The following is a 14944-nucleotide window of genomic DNA, read 5'->3' on the forward strand; positions in this document are numbered from 1 at the left end:
GATCAGGGAACGAGGGCGGGCAGGAATGGTGATGCGTGCGTGGTGGCTGTTGCTGCTGTGTCTGTTGTGCGCGTCCGCGCCGGCGACCGTGCCCGAGATTCCGCGCTTCCGCCTGCTCGGGGCGGGTGACGGCCTGCCTTCCACGACCATTCCTGCGCTCGCGCGTGACGGTGCCGGTTATCTGTGGGTGGCTACGTGGGATGGCCTGGCCCGCTACGACGGCGTGGGGTTCAAGGTGTGGCGCCACGATCCTGCCGACCCGGCGTCGTTGCCCGGCAACGTGGTGCAGGCGCTGCATATCGATGCCGCCGACCGGGTCTGGGTGGCGACGGAGAACGGCGGCCTGAGCGTGATGGGGAACGACCGCAAGGGTTTCCGGCACTACCGCCAGGCCACCCATCCGCAGATGGGCAGCGACGATGTGTTCGCGATCGCCAGCCGTGGCCGCGACATCTGGTTCGGCACGTTCGGCGGAGGACTGCACAGGCTGTCGGCCGACGGAGGCATCACCCGGTTCACCGCGGAAGCAGGAAGTGCCGACGGCCTGCCGTCGGACAGCGTGCTGTCGCTGGCCTTCGACGCCAGGGGCGCGCTGTGGATCGGCACCATGGGCGGCCTGGCGCGCTATGACGGCCAGCGCGTGCAGCGGCTGGCACTGCCCGGCGGCGGCGCGCAGATCATCTATTCGGTGAGCGCAGATGCGGGCGCGATATGGGTGGGTGCGTCCGATGGCGTGCATCGCTGGTTGCCGGAGGGCCGCTGGGTGTCGCCGCCCTGGTCGCCGATGTTCGCGCGCCCCAATGCGCTGATCGCGATGGCCAGTGATGGCCAGGGCGAATACTGGCTGGCCAGCCAGGGCGGCCTGTGGCGGACCGAGGGCGACCGCGCGCCGGCACCGGTGAACTACGACGCGCAGAGCGTGGGCATCGGTCGCGTGCTGCAGGCGGTCATCGCGTTGCCGGACGGCGGCCTGTGGGTGCCGGTACCGACACGCGGCCTGGCCTATCTCCGCTCGGACTGGAGGCGCATCGCCGCATTCTCGCCGGCGCAGGGGCTCGGCGGCGGGCTTTATCGCGGCCTGTCGCAGGCGGGCGCCGACGGTCTCTGGATGGCCAGCAGCACGGGCAAGCTGGAGCGTCTGGATACGCGTCGTGGTCATGTCACGCCGATGCCGCACCATGCCGCTCTGCTGGCCGAACTGCGACTTACTTCGGTGCTGCAGGACCGGCGTGGGCAGGTGTGGATCGGCCATCGCAATGGCCTGATCCGCACCGATCCGCATACCGGCGCGATGATGCAGTGGGCGCACGAAGGGGGCGACGCCGTACCTGACAGGACGTCCATCGACTGGCTGGTCGAGGCAAAGGACGACACGGTGTGGCTGGTCACGCAGATGGGCAGCGTGCAGCAGCGCGATGCCGTCAGCGGGCGGGTATTGAGGACGATACGCAAGGAAGAGGGCGGAAGCGGCAGTCTTCCCGACATCGAGGGGATCGCGGTCGCACCGAGTGGCCGTGTGTGGCTGGGAGGTGCGGAAGGCATGCTGCACTGGGATGCCGCCGCTGCCCGTTTCGTCGCCGTGCCTGCGCTGGGCAGCGAGCGTGTGTATGCGTTCGCGTTCGAGCACGGTGACCGGCTCTGGCTGCATCGCATGTCGGGGGTGGAGGCATGGCGCCGCGATGCGGATGGCTGGGTGCGCGAACGGCGGATCGGCGCGGCGGAAGGATTGCCGGCGGTCGAGTCCACGGGTCTCGCCGTGGATCCGCAGCGTCGCGTGTGGTTGGGGACGCGTCGTGGCCTGTTCCGCATCGACCCCAACCTGCGTGGTTCGCGCGCATTGCTGCGCAACTTCGGTGTGCGCGAAGGCCTGCTGAGCCAGGAGTTGAACGACCGCGGCATCTTGATGACCACCGACGGCCTGCTCGCCACGACCGCCGCGGACGGCTCGGTGGCGTTGCTCGACACGCATCTGCCCGACCCGCGGCCGATAACGCCCAACCTGGTGCTGGACAGCCTGCAGGTGAGTCGAGGCGACACGGTATTGCACCTGCCACCGATGGCGTCGCTGGAACTGCGCCCGGAGGACCACGAACTGCTGGTAGGTACCCGCCTGCTGAGCTACGAGAATCCGCTGGGCAACCGGTATCGCTCCCTGCTGGAGGGATTCGACAGCGGCTGGACGGACCAGGGCTCCAGCGGCGAGCGCGTGTTCTCGACGCTGACGCCGGGCCGCTACCGCCTGCGGGTACAGGCGTTCGACGCCGCCGGCAACGCATCGGAGGAGCTCGTGCTGCCGGTGCATGTGCTGCCGCCGTGGTGGCGCAGCACCTGGGGGATGGTGCTGTTCGCCGTCATCGGCCTGCTGTTGCTGCTGGCGGCCGGTGCGGCATATCGCAGGCGGGTGCGTCGCCGGAGTGCGTGGCAGCTGGCCGAGCACAAGCGCGAAGTGGCCGAGCAGGCCTCGCTGGCGAAGACGCGTTTCCTGGCCACGCTGGGTCATGAGATCCGCACGCCCATGACCGGCGTGCTGGGCATGACCGAGCTGTTGCAGGCCACGCCGCTGGACGAGCGCCAGCAGGGCTACACGAATGCCATCCAGCGTGCGGGCACGCATCTCCTGCGGCTGGTCAACGATGCGCTGGACCTGGCGAAGATCGAGGCAGGCAAGCTGGAACTGCAGCAGGTCGAATTCGACCTGCATGTGCTGATCGGCGACGTCGGTGCGCTGATGGGTCCGGTGGCGGGCAAGCGCGGGCTCGCCTTCCATCACGGCATCGCGGCAGGCGTCCCGCGCGTGGTCCGCGGGGATCCGCTGCGATTGCGGCAGATCCTGTTGAACCTGCTGGGGAACGCGATCAAGTTCACCGAGGCGGGCCATGTATCGCTGCACGCGCTGCCGCTGGCGCCGCAGGGCGTGCGCCTGACGGTGGGCGATACCGGGCCGGGCATCAACGCCGAGCAGCAGATGCGGCTTTTCCGTCGTTTCGAGCAGGCAGAGGGTGCGCAGACCACATCGCGCTACGGCGGCAGCGGGCTGGGCCTGGCGATCTGCCAGGAACTGGCGGTGGCGATGGGGGGACGCATCGAACTGGAGAGCGCACCCGGCAAGGGCACGCGCTTCTTCGTCGATCTGCCCGCATTGAATGCAAGCGCGGGCGAACCCGTGCAGGCGCCCGCGCCGGCCGTGGGTGCGCCGGCGCAGGTGAGGCCGCTGGACATCCTGCTGGTCGAGGATGACACGACAGTGGCGGACGTGGTGGCCGGGTTGCTGCGCGCACGCGGCCATCGCGTGCTGCATGCCCCGCACGGACTGGCGGCGTTGACCGAGGTGGCAGGTACCGCCTTCGACCTGGCGTTCCTCGATCTGGACCTGCCCGGGCTGGATGGCATGGCGCTGGCGCAGCAGTTGCGGTTGCGCGGCGTGACCATGCCGTTGATCGCGCTGACCGCGCGCACGGATGCGGAGGCAGAGCCGCTCGCGCGGCAGGCCGGCTTCGACGACTTCATCCGCAAGCCGGTGACGGGCGACATGCTGGCCACGGCGATCGCATCGCTCCTCGAACGCAGCGACGGGACGGAACAGGGAGAAGCCTCTTGAAGATCGTGAAATCGGTGATCGGCGTGCTCCTGGTACTGGCGCTGGCCGGCGCTGCGGCTGCCGAAACACCGCAGCCCCCGTTGCTGGGCGACTACATCACGGACAGTCGCGCGCTGTACCCGCTGCGCGTGGGCGATTGGGAGGCGGTCGGCGAAAAGCGCTACGAACAGCAGGAGCTGGGCGTGTCGGTGCGCTACCAGGACACCCGCAAGCCGGATCGCTGGATGGATCTGTACCTGTATCCGGCTGGCGTGATGTTCGATCCGGCATTCGAGCGCGTGTTCAATCAGAGCGTCGACGAAATCGTACAGATCGCGCGCGAACGCAACGCCGGCGACGTACGTCTGGGCGACGCGCGGACGCTCCCCACGCAGCCAGTGGCAGGCGAGGGCATGCTGGGCGACCTGGCCGTCAAGGCACGTTCGTTCGCGATGGAGATCCCGATGCGCGAGAAGCGGTACCGGTCCGCGCTCGCGATGACTGTGCGCGACCTGTACTTCATCAAGATCCGCTACAGCGTGGAGGCCGACAATGCTTCCGACGAGGATGTGCAGCGGCAGGCGGAGGCCTTCCTTGCCGGCTTCGCCACGCAAGTGCGCGTGCTGAACACCGGGCGCTGCCGGCAGGTCCTGCAGGTCAGTCCGCTGCCGGCGGACGGTGTGCAACCGGAAGCGGTGATGGCCAGCACGAACGACGGGCGCGAAGACGAAATGTGGATCGCCGACGAAACCGTCTATCTCCGCCCGTCGGTGATCGCACGGGAGCAGGACGTGGTGCGGCTGCGAAGCGAGGCCCAATCGATCCGCGACGTGTTGCGCGGCCGGTGCGTGTCGCCTGAGATGATGGAGATCGCCGTGCCGGACGGCATGCGCGAAATCCGCTTCGAATACCGCTTGCCGCCGGAACGCTCGGACGGCACCACGCCACGGTTGCGCGGACGCCGCACGGGCGTGGGGTGATCCTGCGCCCTCAGGGCAACGCGCGGACTTCGATCACCCCGAAAACAGGATCGTAATAGAACCAGTCGCTGGTGTTGTCCGCCAGCCACGCGATCCGCGCGCGCGATGGCTGTGGCACGTGGCAGAGCAGGGCATGGCCGTAGTCTTCGCCGGGGGCGGAGGGCGCGGGCGGAGCCTCCGACAGCAGGTCCTGGAGCGATCCGGGTTTTTCGCCCCAGCTGAGGCAGTCCGCATCGGTGCCGGTGCCCTCGGGCCAATCCATGCGTGCCCAGAATGCGTCACGGCCACGCCGCTGCAATCGATGCGCGTCGGACGTCGCGCCATCGCCCACCTGCATCACGCGCCAGCGGTCGCCAGCCTGCTGCACGATCCACACCACGTCATCGGGGAGTGCGGTCGCGTCGTGACCATACCTGCCGGCGAAGGCCGGTGGCTCGCCAGCATCCGCGAATGCGCACGGAATGCAGAACAGGAGCAGCAAGGCGAAGCGGCGCATGGGATCAGTCCGCCCAGGCTTCGACGTACAGGGTACGGGTGTCATCGTCCGGATCGGCATGGATCCAGATGCCGCCGGCATCGCCGGCTGGCAGGTAAAGGCCGTCTTCCGCTTCCAGCATGGTGCACGCCGTGTTGACCGTTTCCCGTGCGGTGGCCTGTTCGCGGCAGGCGTCTTCGACGAACCGTCGCAGCGCCGGCGCGGCTGCGACATACGGCGTCGCCAGCACGTATTGATGGTCGCCCCAGCGCTGGGAATCCATCAGGCGTACCTCCGTCACCGGCTGGCCCGCCAACCGCACGCGTTCAGGATGCAGCTGCGCACGGGCATTCACGGCCGTGAGCGCTTCGCTATCGTCATCGGCCATGGCGTCATCGCAGTCCAGTTCCACGCGGACCACGTGTTGCCACCATCCGGGCGCGAGTTCATCCAGACGGCGTGCGCGGATGCGCTCGCAGCCCGGGGCGACATCCAGTGCGTGCGAGGCGTGGTCAGCCGGCACCACCATCACCAGCGCCGGGAAGTCGCCCCCTGCGACATGCAGGAGGGGTGGCGCGGCTTTGTCCTCTGCGCGGACCTGCGCGCCTGCCATCAGCAACAGACCGGCAGCTGCGGGGGCAAACAGGGGGCTGCATTCCATTGCGTCACTCCGGCGGGAAAGGGCGTGGATCAGCGTGCGCTGTAGGCGTGCACTTCGTCCACCAGCACCGCGACGTGGTCCGGGTTCATGTCCGGCGACATGCCGTGGCCAAGATTGAAGACGTGTCCTTCGCGCGAACCGCCGTTGCCGTCGCGGAAACTGTCCAGCGCGCGGCGGACTTCGCGGCGGATCGCCTCGGGCGAACCGTACAGCGTGGCCGGATCCAGGTTGCCCTGCAGCGCGACCTGGCCGCCGGTGCGGCGCGCGGCCTCGCCCAGCTCGACCAGCCAGTCCACGCCCACGCCCTCGGCGCCGGTGGCGGCCAGGTCTTCGAGGTAGGCGGCGGTGCCTTTGCCGAACAGGATCAGCGGGGTGCGCTCGGCGCCGTCACCGCGTTGCAGTTCCTGCGCGATGCGTTGCAGGTAGGGCAGGGAGAATTCACGGTACATCGCGGGCGACAGCACGCCGCCCCAGGTGTCGAACACCTGCAGCGCCTGCGCGCCGGCGGCGCGCTGGGCGGCCAGGTAGGCGATCACGGCATCGGTGTTGACCGACAGCAGGCGGTGCAGCGCGGCCGGCTCGTTCAGCGCCATCGCCTTGATGCGCGCGAAGTCCTTGCTGCCGCCGCCTTCCACCATGTAGCAGGCCAGCGTCCACGGGCTGCCGGAGAAGCCGATCAGCGGCACCTTGCCGTCCAGTTCGCGCCGGATCACCCGCACCGCGTCCATCACATAGCGCAGTTCGGTTTCCATGTCCGGCACGCCCAGCTTCGCCGCATCGGCGGCGCTGCGCACGGTGCGTTCGAACTTCGGGCCTTCGCCTTCGACGAAATACAGGCCTAGGCCCATCGCGTCCGGAATGGTCAGGATGTCGGAGAACAGGATGGCCGCGTCCAGGTCGAAGCGGCGCAACGGCTGCAGGGTGACTTCGCAGGCGATATCGGGGTTCTTCGCCATGCCGAGGAAGCTGCCGGCCTCCTTGCGGGTGGCGCGATACTCCGGCAGGTAACGGCCGGCCTGGCGCATCAGCCATACCGGCGTACGGTCCACGGGGTCGCGGCGCAGGGCGCGCAGGAAGCGATCATTCTTCAAAGCGGTCATCGGGGGATCCGGAAAGGGTTACTTGGGCGCGTCGGCGCCGCGGGCGAACATCAGCTGGAAGCCGCGCTTGAGGTGGCTGTCGCGGGCCTTCTCGAAGGCTGCATTGGCCTCGTCCTGCAGCAGGTACTGCTCGCGCTTGAGCGCGGCACGACCGCCGATCTGGCCGGTTTCGCGCAACAACTCCCAGCCCCCGAACAGGTCGGGCTGCAAGGTCAGCTGGACGTAGCGGGGCGCTTCGCCCGCGTCGGGGCGTTGCTGGAGGAAGACGCGCATGCCGGCATTTTAGCCGGACAGCACGGCCAGCACGCGGCTTTCGTCCACGTCGGGCACCACCTCGGCCTGGCCCAGCCCGCGCCACAGCACCAGGCGCAGGCGGCCGGCCAGGTTCTTCTTGTCCAGGCGCATGCGGGCCAGCAGCGCCTCGGGTGCCAGGCCGGCCGGTATCCGGACAGGAAGCCCACAGGCCGCGAGCAGGGCTTCCAGGCGGATGGTGTCGGTCGCCGGCGCCAGACCCAGGTCGGCCGACAGCCGCGCCGCCAGCACCATGCCCACCGCCACGGCTTCGCCATGATTGAGGTTGTCGTTGCCCACGCCGCCGTAACCCTGTTCGGTCTCGATGGCGTGGCCGAAGGTGTGGCCGAAGTTCAGCAGCGCGCGCTCGCCCTTCTCCAGCGGATCGCGCGCCACGATCTCGGCCTTGTGCTCGCAGCTGGCGGCGATGGCCAGCGCCAGCGCCTCGCCGTCCATCGCCAGCAGCGCTTCGCGTTCCTGTTCCAGCCACTGGAAGAAGCGCGCATCGCGGATGGCGCCGTACTTGATCACTTCGGCCAGTCCGGCGCGCAGTTCGCGCGGGGGCAGCGTCGCCAATACCCCCGTGTCGGCGAACACCGCGCGCGGCGGATGGAAGGCGCCGACCAGGTTCTTGCCCTGCGGGATGTCGACGGCGGTCTTGCCGCCGACCGACGAATCGACCATCGACAGCAGCGTCGTCGGCACCTGTACGCAGTCCACGCCGCGCATCCAGCATGCGGCCGCGAACCCGGCCAGGTCGCCGACCACGCCGCCTCCCAGTGCGACCACGCAGGCGTCGCGCGTTGCGCCCAGCGTGGCGAGTGCCTCGATGGCATGGCCGAAGTGGGCCAGCGTCTTCGACTCTTCTCCCGCAGGCAGGATGAATGTGCCGATGGCCAGGTCCGGGCGTGCGGCGTGCAGCGCCTCGCGCACCGTGCCGGCGTACAGCGGCGCGACGATCGCGTCGCTGACCAGCAGCACGTGACGGCCGCGCACATGGCGCGCCAGCGCGGCGCCGTCGCCCAGCAGGCCCGGCCCGATGGCGATGGTGTAGGGGATCTCGCCGTCGACATCGACGGTGCGTGCGTGGTTCATGCGTTCTCTTCGATGGGCTGCCAGCGGTGCGCCAGCAGTTGGGTCAGGCGGGCCGTCGCTTCCGGCGGCGTCAGGCCGTCGGTATCCAGGGCGAGGTCGGCGACCTCGCGGTACAGCGGTTCGCGCAGCGTGGCCATGTCCTGCAGCACCTGCTCGCGATCCGGGCGTTGCAGCAGCGGACGGTTGGTACAGCGGCCGAGGCGCTTCAGCTGCGCCTCCACGCTGACCTGCAGGTAGACCACGTAGCCGCGTTGTTTCATCAGTATCCGATTGTCGGCATCCAGCACGGCGCCACCGCCGGTCGAGACCAGGCGGCCGCCGCCGGCCAGCAGTTCGCTCAGGACGGCCTTCTCGCGCTCGCGGAAGCCCGCTTCTCCGACGTGCTCGAACAGGGTGGCGATGCTGGCGCCGGTACGGTCCACGATGGCCTGGTCCGCATCGACGAAGACCAGCCCGAAGCGCTCGGCCACGCGCTTGCCGATGGAGGTCTTGCCGGCCCCGGTGGGGCCGACCAGGATCAGGTTGGGGGCCGGATTCATGATGCGCCAGATGCTAGCACTGCGAACGCATGGCGTGGCCTTAACACCCACGGGTCTACGGTAGCTGTCCGGCGCCGTGCCGGGGCAATCGAAGAAGGAAGGATCATGTCCGTCGCCAAGATCATCGAGGTCAATGCGTCGTCGAAGACCAGCATGGAAGACGCGGTGAAGGTCGGCCTCAAGAAGACCTCCGAGACCGTGAAGAACATCAAGGGCGCCTGGGTCAACGAGATCAAGGTCGTCACCGACGATGGCGGCAACGTCACCGAGTGGCGCGTCAACCTGCGCATCAGCTTCGTGGTGGCGTAAGGCACGCGGTGCCCACGAGCACCGGGTTGTGGGAGCGACGTAAGTCGCGATGACGGCATCCAGCCGCTTCATCGCGACTTACGTCGCTCCCACAGCACCCTGTCCGGCAACGGGCTGCCGCGCCTCATCCAGCTGAATCGTCCTGTCCGCGATCCTTGGCAGCGTCGCCAGCAGGTGCCGGCTGGTCCGCTCGTAGTGCTGGATGAAGCGGTCCAGCTGCGCGCGATCCATGCCGGTGCGGGCGGGATCGCGGGCGAGCATCGCCTGTTCCTGCTGCCAGCGCCATGTCCGCACGATCCCGAAGCCCGGCGGCTGCAGGAACCACAGGGTGTCGATGCGCGACCACAGCGCGGGATAGTCGCGGCGCAGCGCATCGTTGCAATGCCGGCGCCACGCCCCGTCGCGGTCTTCATCGCGTTCGAGCGCATTGACCGGCGCGGACAGGGCGATGTCGTCCTCGGGCATGGCTTTCAGGCACCAGCCTTCGAACAGCACCAGATCCGCCCGTTCCGACATGCATGGCCATCCGGCCGTTGGCAGGCGGTCATCGGCCAGCTTGTTGAACCGCGGCAGTGCGATGTCCTTGCCGGCACGCAGCGCATCCAGCACCTGGCAGCCGAGCGCCACGTCATGCGTCCCCGGTGGCCCGCGCGTGGCGAGCAAGGGATGCACCTCTGCGGCAAGACGCATGCGCTGGGCGCGGGTCAGATAGAGGTCGTCCAGCGACAGCACGGCCACGCGCAGGCCGGAGGCCTCCGCCTGCATCGCGATCTGATGGGCCAGCGTCGATTTGCCACTTCCCTGCAGGCCGGTGATGGCGAAGACCGGCGTACGTGCCGGCAATGCACGCGCGGCGGCCAGCGCGTCGCCGACGAGAACGTCGGGAAAGCCCTCGGGGTGCGTTGCCTGCGTCATCGCGCGACAATAGCGCATGCCCGGCACGCGGGCGCTGCCCTGACGACGCCATGACCGATCTGTACGCCGAAGCCCTCGCCACGTTCGCCACGCTCTTCGGCGAGGCCAAGTCGTCGGGCACCGAGGTCGAGCCCAACGCGATGACGCTGGCCACCGCCACGCCGGACGGTCGTCCTTCCGCACGCACCGTGTTGCTGAAGGCGTTCGATGAACTCGGCTTCGTCTTCTACACCCACACCCACAGCCAGAAGGGGCGCGAGCTGCACGCCAACCCGTGGGCCGCACTGCTGTTCCTGTGGCGCAGCCTGCGCGACGCTGGCATCCAGGTGCGCGTGGAAGGCACCGTCACGCGCGTCAGCGATGCGGAAGCCGACGCCTACTTCGCCTCGCGCCCGCGCCAGAGCCAATTGGGTGCCTGGGCGTCGATCCAGTCCGAGACGCTGGATTCACGCGAGGCCTTCGAGACGCGCATGGCGGAGGTGGAGGCACGCTTCGCCGGTACCGACGTGCCGCGCCCGGACGGATGGAGTGGCTACCGTGTGGCGCCGGAAGCGATCGAGTTCTGGTACGGCGCGCAGTTCCGGCTGCACGAACGCTGGCGCTATGAATGCGATGCCGCCGGTGCCTGGAGCAAGCGGATGTTGTTTCCGTGAGGGATATCGATCGTCCTTGTGGGAGCGACGTAAGTCGCGAGCTCTCGGGACGCTGCGAAAGGCTCGCGACTCACGTCGCTCCCACAGGATGCGCAGTGCGATGATAGGCCCCCAACGTATCGTCTGCCTCACCGAGGAGCCCACCGAGACGCTGTACGCGCTCGGCGAGCAGGACCGCATCGTCGGCATCAGCGGGTTCACCGTGCGCCCCCCGCAGGCGCGCAGGGAGAAGCCCAAGGTCAGCGCGTTCACCAGTGCGAAGATCGACGAAATCCTGAAACTCCGGCCCGACCTCGCCATCGGCTTCTCCGACATCCAGGCCGACATCGCGGCCGAACTGGTGCGGCAGGGCGTGGAAGTGTGGATCAGCAATCACCGCAGCGTGGACGGCATCGTCGACTACGTCCGGCGGCTCGGCGCACTGGTCGGTGCCGCCATGCGTGCCAACGCATATGCCGATGTGCTGCAGCGAGGGCTGGATGACGTGCGTGCGCAGGCGGCGCGCCTGCCACGACGCCCCAAGGTCTACTTCGAAGAGTGGGACGAACCGCAGATCACCGGCATCCGCTGGGTGTCGGAACTGATCGGCATCGCAGGCGGCGACGACGTGTTTCCCGAGATGGCGCGCGAGCCGCTTGCGAAGCAGCGCATCCTCGCCGATGGCAGCGAGGTCGTGCGGCGTGCGCCGGACATCATCCTCGGCTCGTGGTGCGGCAAGAAGTTCCGCCCCGACAAGGTCGCGCGACGGCCGGGTTGGGAGGCCATTCCCGCCGTACGCGACGGCGAACTGCACGAGATCAAGTCGCCGCTTGTCCTGCAGCCGGGACCGGCGGCGCTGACCGATGGTGTGCGGGCGATCGCGGATATCGTGCAGGCGTGGGCGGCGCGGCGGGCGTGAGGCTGGTGTCCGTTGTAGGAGCGACGTAAGTCGCGACCGCATGCCATCCGCGACATCGATCCATGGCAAACGTGAGGATCGCGAGCGCCCCATCCCGTCTCGCGTCGTCCAGTCCGCGGTCGCGACTTGCGTCGCTCCCACAGGTTTTCCTTTGCCTCAGAAATTCCGCTGGAACTTCACCGTCTCGGTGCGGCCGCCGGCTGTCACCACGATTTCGAAACGGTAGGAATTGCGCGGTGAGATGCGGGCCGTGCCTATATGGTCGGCATAGCCGCCGGCGTCGACCTTGCGCAGCGTGATGGCCTGCCGCGCGCCGGACAGATCGTGCGCGGTGACGCTGACGTCACCCTCCGCATCGACCTCTTCCCCACCGTCCACGGTGCGCAGCGCGACCAGCACGAGCGCCGTGCCGGCGTCACGTGGCACGCCGTACTGCCTGGCGACCGCCTCGCTCAACGCCAGCGTCGGCAGCGCGTTGTAGCGCACGCGCAGGGTGCCGAAGTCGGCCTCGGCCGGTGTGGCTTGCACGAACTCGGCGGCGCGCGGCGCGTCGCCGCCGGAGCAGGCGGACAACAGCGGCAACAAGGCCAGGACAAATGCGGCGGCGAATCGTTTCATGTGCATGGGGGATGTGGGCCCGGGTAGCGTACGACGTCGGGAAGGAGGCGGATGCAGGCTCAGTCGTTCGCCGCCGACAGCGCGCCGCCACGCACGGTGGCGGCGTGCACGGCCTGTGCCACCAGCGCTTCGAAACCACCGGCCTGGAAGGTCTCGATGGCCGCCTGCGTGGTGCCATTGGGCGAGGTGACGCGACGGCGCAGCTCGGCCGGTGTTTCACCGCTCTCGGTCAGCATGCGCGCCGCGCCCAGCACGGTCTGCAGTACCAGCGTACGTGCCGCTTCGTCGGACAGCCCTTCCGCCTTCGCCGCCGCTTCCATCGCTTCGGCAAGCAGGAAGACATACGCCGGCCCGCTGCCCGATACGCCGGTGACCGCATCCATCGTGGCCTCGGCCTCGATCCACACGGTCGGACCTGCGGCGGACAGCAGCAGTTCGGCGCGCTGCCGACCTGCCGCATCGACTTCGCTGCTGGCATGCAGCCCGGTCACACCGGCACCCAGCAGGGCAGGCGTGTTGGGCATGCTGCGGACGATCGGCACGCCTCCGCCCAGCCAGCGTTGCATCTGCGTGGTCGTGATGCCGGCCGCGATGGACACGGCGAGCGGGCGCTGCGACTGCGCCAGCGGTGCGAGGCCTTCGCACACCGCGCGCATCACTTGCGGCTTCACGGCGAACAGCCAGGTATCGGCGCCGTAGGCCGCCTCGCCCGCCTCGGCGAAGACCTGCACACCGAAATCCGCAGCCAGTGCAGCGCGCGGGGCTTCGGCAGGTTCCGCCACGCGGATGCGCGAGGGGTCCGCGCCGCGCTTGACCAAGCCGCCGATCAGGCTGCGCGCCATGTTGCCGCCGCCGATGAAGGCAAGCGGATGCGTCAGCAGAGGGGAAGTGTTCGAGCGGGTCATGGGGTGGAGCCTCGTGGAAGTGGCGGGTTGGGACGCGGCATCAGGCGGTTCGCGCCGGTCGCGCGCCGAACAGTGCGGTACCGATGCGGACCATCGTGGCGCCATGTGCGATGGCCTGTGCGAAGTCGTCGCTCATGCCCATCGACAGGGTATCGATGCCGGGGTATCGCGACGCCAGCGCGTCCTGCAGCGATTTCATGCGGCTGAACGCAGCGGCGCGTGCGGCCGGGTCCGGATGCGGCGCGGGAATCGCCATCAGTCCACGCAGTCTCAAGCCAGGCGCAGCGGCAATGGCATCTGCCAGGGCCATGACGTCGTCGGGACGGCAGCCGTGCTTGCTCGCTTCGTCGTCGATGTTCACCTGGATGAGCACGTTCAGCGGCGGGCGATCCGTGGGCCGATAGCGTGACAGGGCGCCGATCAATGTGTGACGGTCTACCGTTTGCACCCAGTCGAAGATGCGCGCGGCGATCTCCGCCTTGTTGGATTGCAGGTGGCCGATGAGATGCCATTCCAGTCCCATGCCGGCCAGTTCGCCGATCTTCGCCTGCGCCTCCTGCACGTAGTTCTCGCCGAAGGCGCGCTGCCCGGCACGGGCCAATGCGGCCACGGCGGCGGCAGGGTGCAGCTTGGACACGGCCAACAGATCGGGGACTGGCCGATGGGCGGCATCTGCTGCGTTTTCAAGACGTTGCAGGGTCCCGCTGAGAGCGTCGGCGAGCATGTTCATCCAACCATTGGCGGGAACGGCAAGGGCGCTATACTGCCCTTCGGGGAAGTAACGTTCCAGTTCGCAGCAACTTGGGGAAGCAGCGTCATGGATATCGCCGAACTCTTGGCGTTCTCGGTAAAGAACAAGGCATCGGACCTCCACCTGTCAGCCGGCCTGCCGCCGATGATCCGCGTGGACGGCGACGTACGCCGCATCAACATCCCGGCGCTGGACCACAAGCAGGTGCACGCGCTGGTCTACGACATCATGTCGGACAAGCAGCGGCGCGACTTCGAGGAATTCCTGGAAGTCGACTTCTCGTTCGAGATCCCGTCGCTGGCGCGCTTCCGCGTCAACGCGTTCAACCAGAACCGCGGTGCGGGTGCGGTGTTCCGTACCATTCCCTCGGAAGTGCTGACGCTTGAAGACCTGGGCTGCCCGCCGCTGTTCCGCGAGCTGATCCAGCAGCCGCAGGGCCTGATCCTGGTCACCGGCCCGACCGGCTCGGGCAAGTCGACCACGCTGGCGGCGATGATCGACCACATCAACAAGAACGAATACGGCCACATCCTCAGCGTCGAGGATCCGATCGAGTTCGTCCACACCTCGCAGAAGTGCCTGATCAACCAGCGCGAAGTGCATCGCGATACGCACGGTTTCAACGAGGCGCTGCGTTCGGCCCTGCGTGAAGACCCCGACTACATCCTGGTCGGCGAGTTGCGCGACCTGGAAACCATCCGCCTGGCGTTGACCGCCGCGGAAACCGGCCACCTGGTGTTCGCCACCCTGCATACCAGCTCGGCGGCCAAGACCATCGACCGCGTGATCGACGTGTTCCCCGCCGGCGAGAAGCCGATGGTGCGTTCGATGCTGTCCGAATCGCTGCGTGCGGTCATTTCGCAGGCGCTGCTGAAGAAGATCGGCGGCGGCCGGACTGCCGCGTGGGAAATCATGGTGGGCACGCCCGCCATCCGCAACCTGATCCGCGAAGACAAGGTGGCGCAGATGTACTCGTCCATCCAGACCGGCCAGAACTACGGAATGATGACCCTGGACCAGCATCTGCAGGATCTGGTGAAGCGCAGCCTCATCACCCGGCAGCAGGCCAAGGAATACGCGAAGGACAAGCGTCTGTTTGAGTAGCCGAGATCAGGGATTCGGGATTGGGGATTCGCAGAAGCTCGCGGTCCTTGCTCCGACGGATCCCCAATCCCGA

General features: G+C 68.2%; 16 protein-coding genes. 6 read left to right on the top strand and 10 right to left on the bottom strand.

What is annotated here, in order from left to right; translation table 11 throughout:
- Nucleotides 1-31 precede the first annotated feature (31 nt).
- Complete coding sequence (locus OY559_RS04240) at nucleotides 32-3598, top strand: hybrid sensor histidine kinase/response regulator (RefSeq protein ID WP_277728862.1); 3567 nt, start codon at nucleotides 32-34, stop codon at nucleotides 3596-3598.
- The gene (locus OY559_RS04245) at nucleotides 3595-4557 is read left to right on the top strand and encodes a hypothetical protein (RefSeq protein ID WP_277728863.1); all 963 of its coding nucleotides are present in this window, start codon (nucleotides 3595-3597) and stop codon (nucleotides 4555-4557) included. The genes OY559_RS04240 and OY559_RS04245 overlap by 4 nt, the downstream gene beginning before the upstream one ends.
- Before the next feature lie 10 nt (nucleotides 4558-4567).
- On the opposite strand, the gene OY559_RS04250 is transcribed toward OY559_RS04245, so the two are convergent.
- The 6 genes from OY559_RS04250 to OY559_RS04275 are packed head-to-tail and all read right to left on the bottom strand — an operon-like array spanning nucleotide 4568 to nucleotide 8718.
- Nucleotides 4568-5053, bottom strand: coding sequence for a hypothetical protein (locus OY559_RS04250; protein ID WP_277728864.1), 486 nt, complete (start codon nucleotides 5051-5053; stop codon nucleotides 4568-4570).
- 4 nt (nucleotides 5054-5057) lie between these two features.
- The gene (locus tag OY559_RS04255; RefSeq protein ID WP_277728865.1) at nucleotides 5058-5693 is read right to left on the bottom strand and encodes a hypothetical protein; all 636 of its coding nucleotides are present in this window, start codon (nucleotides 5691-5693) and stop codon (nucleotides 5058-5060) included.
- A gap of 29 nt (nucleotides 5694-5722) precedes the next feature.
- Nucleotides 5723-6793 (bottom strand): uroporphyrinogen decarboxylase, encoded by a 1071-nt coding sequence (gene hemE, locus OY559_RS04260; protein WP_277728866.1) that lies wholly within the window; start codon nucleotides 6791-6793, stop codon nucleotides 5723-5725.
- A gap of 18 nt (nucleotides 6794-6811) precedes the next feature.
- On the bottom strand, nucleotides 6812-7066 hold the full coding sequence (locus OY559_RS04265) for a WGR domain-containing protein (protein WP_055936474.1): 255 nt from the start codon (nucleotides 7064-7066) through the stop codon (nucleotides 6812-6814).
- Nucleotides 7067-7075: 9 nt separating this feature from the next.
- On the bottom strand, nucleotides 7076-8179 hold the full coding sequence (aroB, locus tag OY559_RS04270; protein WP_277728867.1) for a 3-dehydroquinate synthase: 1104 nt from the start codon (nucleotides 8177-8179) through the stop codon (nucleotides 7076-7078).
- Entirely contained in the window at nucleotides 8176-8718 is a 543-nt protein-coding gene (locus tag OY559_RS04275) for a shikimate kinase (protein WP_277728868.1), read from the bottom strand. Before OY559_RS04275 ends, aroB begins: the two co-directional genes overlap by 4 nt.
- Before the next feature lie 105 nt (nucleotides 8719-8823).
- Here OY559_RS04275 and OY559_RS04280 point away from each other — a divergent pair, with 105 nt between their 5' ends.
- On the top strand, nucleotides 8824-9027 hold the full coding sequence (locus OY559_RS04280) for a dodecin family protein (RefSeq protein WP_142123577.1): 204 nt from the start codon (nucleotides 8824-8826) through the stop codon (nucleotides 9025-9027).
- Between the two features lie 78 nt (nucleotides 9028-9105).
- On the opposite strand, the gene OY559_RS04285 is transcribed toward OY559_RS04280, so the two are convergent.
- Nucleotides 9106-9960 carry a kinase gene (locus tag OY559_RS04285; protein ID WP_277728869.1) on the bottom strand — a complete coding sequence of 285 codons (855 nt, stop codon included), beginning with the start codon at nucleotides 9958-9960 and terminating at the stop codon, nucleotides 9106-9108.
- 32 nt (nucleotides 9961-9992) lie between these two features.
- On the opposite strand from OY559_RS04285, the gene pdxH reads away from it, so the two are divergent.
- Together pdxH and OY559_RS04295 are read left to right on the top strand one after the other, a co-directional pair.
- Nucleotides 9993-10595, top strand: a complete 603-nt coding sequence (gene pdxH / locus OY559_RS04290) for a pyridoxamine 5'-phosphate oxidase (RefSeq protein WP_277728870.1) — start codon at nucleotides 9993-9995, stop codon at nucleotides 10593-10595.
- A gap of 100 nt (nucleotides 10596-10695) precedes the next feature.
- Nucleotides 10696-11493, top strand: a complete 798-nt coding sequence (locus OY559_RS04295; protein WP_277728871.1) for a cobalamin-binding protein — start codon at nucleotides 10696-10698, stop codon at nucleotides 11491-11493.
- Nucleotides 11494-11649: 156 nt separating this feature from the next.
- Here OY559_RS04295 and OY559_RS04300 read toward each other — a convergent pair whose 3' ends face one another.
- The 3 genes from OY559_RS04300 to OY559_RS04310 are packed head-to-tail and all read right to left on the bottom strand — an operon-like array spanning nucleotide 11650 to nucleotide 13740.
- Nucleotides 11650-12111, bottom strand: a complete 462-nt coding sequence (locus OY559_RS04300; protein ID WP_277728872.1) for a DUF4426 domain-containing protein — start codon at nucleotides 12109-12111, stop codon at nucleotides 11650-11652.
- 59 nt (nucleotides 12112-12170) lie between these two features.
- Nucleotides 12171-13016 carry a pyrroline-5-carboxylate reductase gene (proC, locus tag OY559_RS04305; protein WP_277728873.1) on the bottom strand — a complete coding sequence of 282 codons (846 nt, stop codon included), beginning with the start codon at nucleotides 13014-13016 and terminating at the stop codon, nucleotides 12171-12173.
- A 40-nt stretch (nucleotides 13017-13056) separates the two neighbouring features.
- Nucleotides 13057-13740, bottom strand: a complete 684-nt coding sequence (locus OY559_RS04310) for a YggS family pyridoxal phosphate-dependent enzyme (RefSeq protein ID WP_277729913.1) — start codon at nucleotides 13738-13740, stop codon at nucleotides 13057-13059.
- 93 nt (nucleotides 13741-13833) lie between these two features.
- Here OY559_RS04310 and OY559_RS04315 point away from each other — a divergent pair, with 93 nt between their 5' ends.
- Entirely contained in the window at nucleotides 13834-14871 is a 1038-nt protein-coding gene (locus tag OY559_RS04315) for a type IV pilus twitching motility protein PilT (RefSeq protein WP_277728874.1), read from the top strand.
- Nucleotides 14872-14944 lie beyond the last annotated feature (73 nt).

The organism is Pseudoxanthomonas sp. SE1 (genome assembly GCF_029542205.1).
GTDB lineage: Bacteria > Pseudomonadota > Gammaproteobacteria > Xanthomonadales > Xanthomonadaceae > Pseudoxanthomonas_A.

Excerpts from the sequence above, each read along its gene's own strand:
- OY559_RS04240 (WP_277728862.1), top strand. The coding sequence starts at position 32 with ATGCGTGCGTGGTGGCTGTTGCTGCTGTGTCTGTTGTGCGCGTCCGCG.
- OY559_RS04250 (WP_277728864.1), bottom strand. The coding sequence starts at position 5,053 with ATGCGCCGCTTCGCCTTGCTGCTCCTGTTCTGCATTCCGTGCGCATTC.
- OY559_RS04255 (WP_277728865.1), bottom strand. The coding sequence starts at position 5,693 with ATGGAATGCAGCCCCCTGTTTGCCCCCGCAGCTGCCGGTCTGTTGCTG.
- hemE (WP_277728866.1), bottom strand. The coding sequence starts at position 6,793 with ATGACCGCTTTGAAGAATGATCGCTTCCTGCGCGCCCTGCGCCGCGAC.
- OY559_RS04265 (WP_055936474.1), bottom strand. The coding sequence starts at position 7,066 with ATGCGCGTCTTCCTCCAGCAACGCCCCGACGCGGGCGAAGCGCCCCGC.
- aroB (WP_277728867.1), bottom strand. The coding sequence starts at position 8,179 with ATGAACCACGCACGCACCGTCGATGTCGACGGCGAGATCCCCTACACC.
- OY559_RS04275 (WP_277728868.1), bottom strand. The coding sequence starts at position 8,718 with ATGAATCCGGCCCCCAACCTGATCCTGGTCGGCCCCACCGGGGCCGGC.
- OY559_RS04280 (WP_142123577.1), top strand. The coding sequence starts at position 8,824 with ATGTCCGTCGCCAAGATCATCGAGGTCAATGCGTCGTCGAAGACCAGC.
- OY559_RS04285 (WP_277728869.1), bottom strand. The coding sequence starts at position 9,960 with ATGCGCTATTGTCGCGCGATGACGCAGGCAACGCACCCCGAGGGCTTT.
- pdxH (WP_277728870.1), top strand. The coding sequence starts at position 9,993 with ATGACCGATCTGTACGCCGAAGCCCTCGCCACGTTCGCCACGCTCTTC.
- OY559_RS04295 (WP_277728871.1), top strand. The coding sequence starts at position 10,696 with ATGATAGGCCCCCAACGTATCGTCTGCCTCACCGAGGAGCCCACCGAG.
- OY559_RS04300 (WP_277728872.1), bottom strand. The coding sequence starts at position 12,111 with ATGAAACGATTCGCCGCCGCATTTGTCCTGGCCTTGTTGCCGCTGTTG.
- proC (WP_277728873.1), bottom strand. The coding sequence starts at position 13,016 with ATGACCCGCTCGAACACTTCCCCTCTGCTGACGCATCCGCTTGCCTTC.
- OY559_RS04310 (WP_277729913.1), bottom strand. The coding sequence starts at position 13,740 with ATGCTCGCCGACGCTCTCAGCGGGACCCTGCAACGTCTTGAAAACGCA.
- OY559_RS04315 (WP_277728874.1), top strand. The coding sequence starts at position 13,834 with ATGGATATCGCCGAACTCTTGGCGTTCTCGGTAAAGAACAAGGCATCG.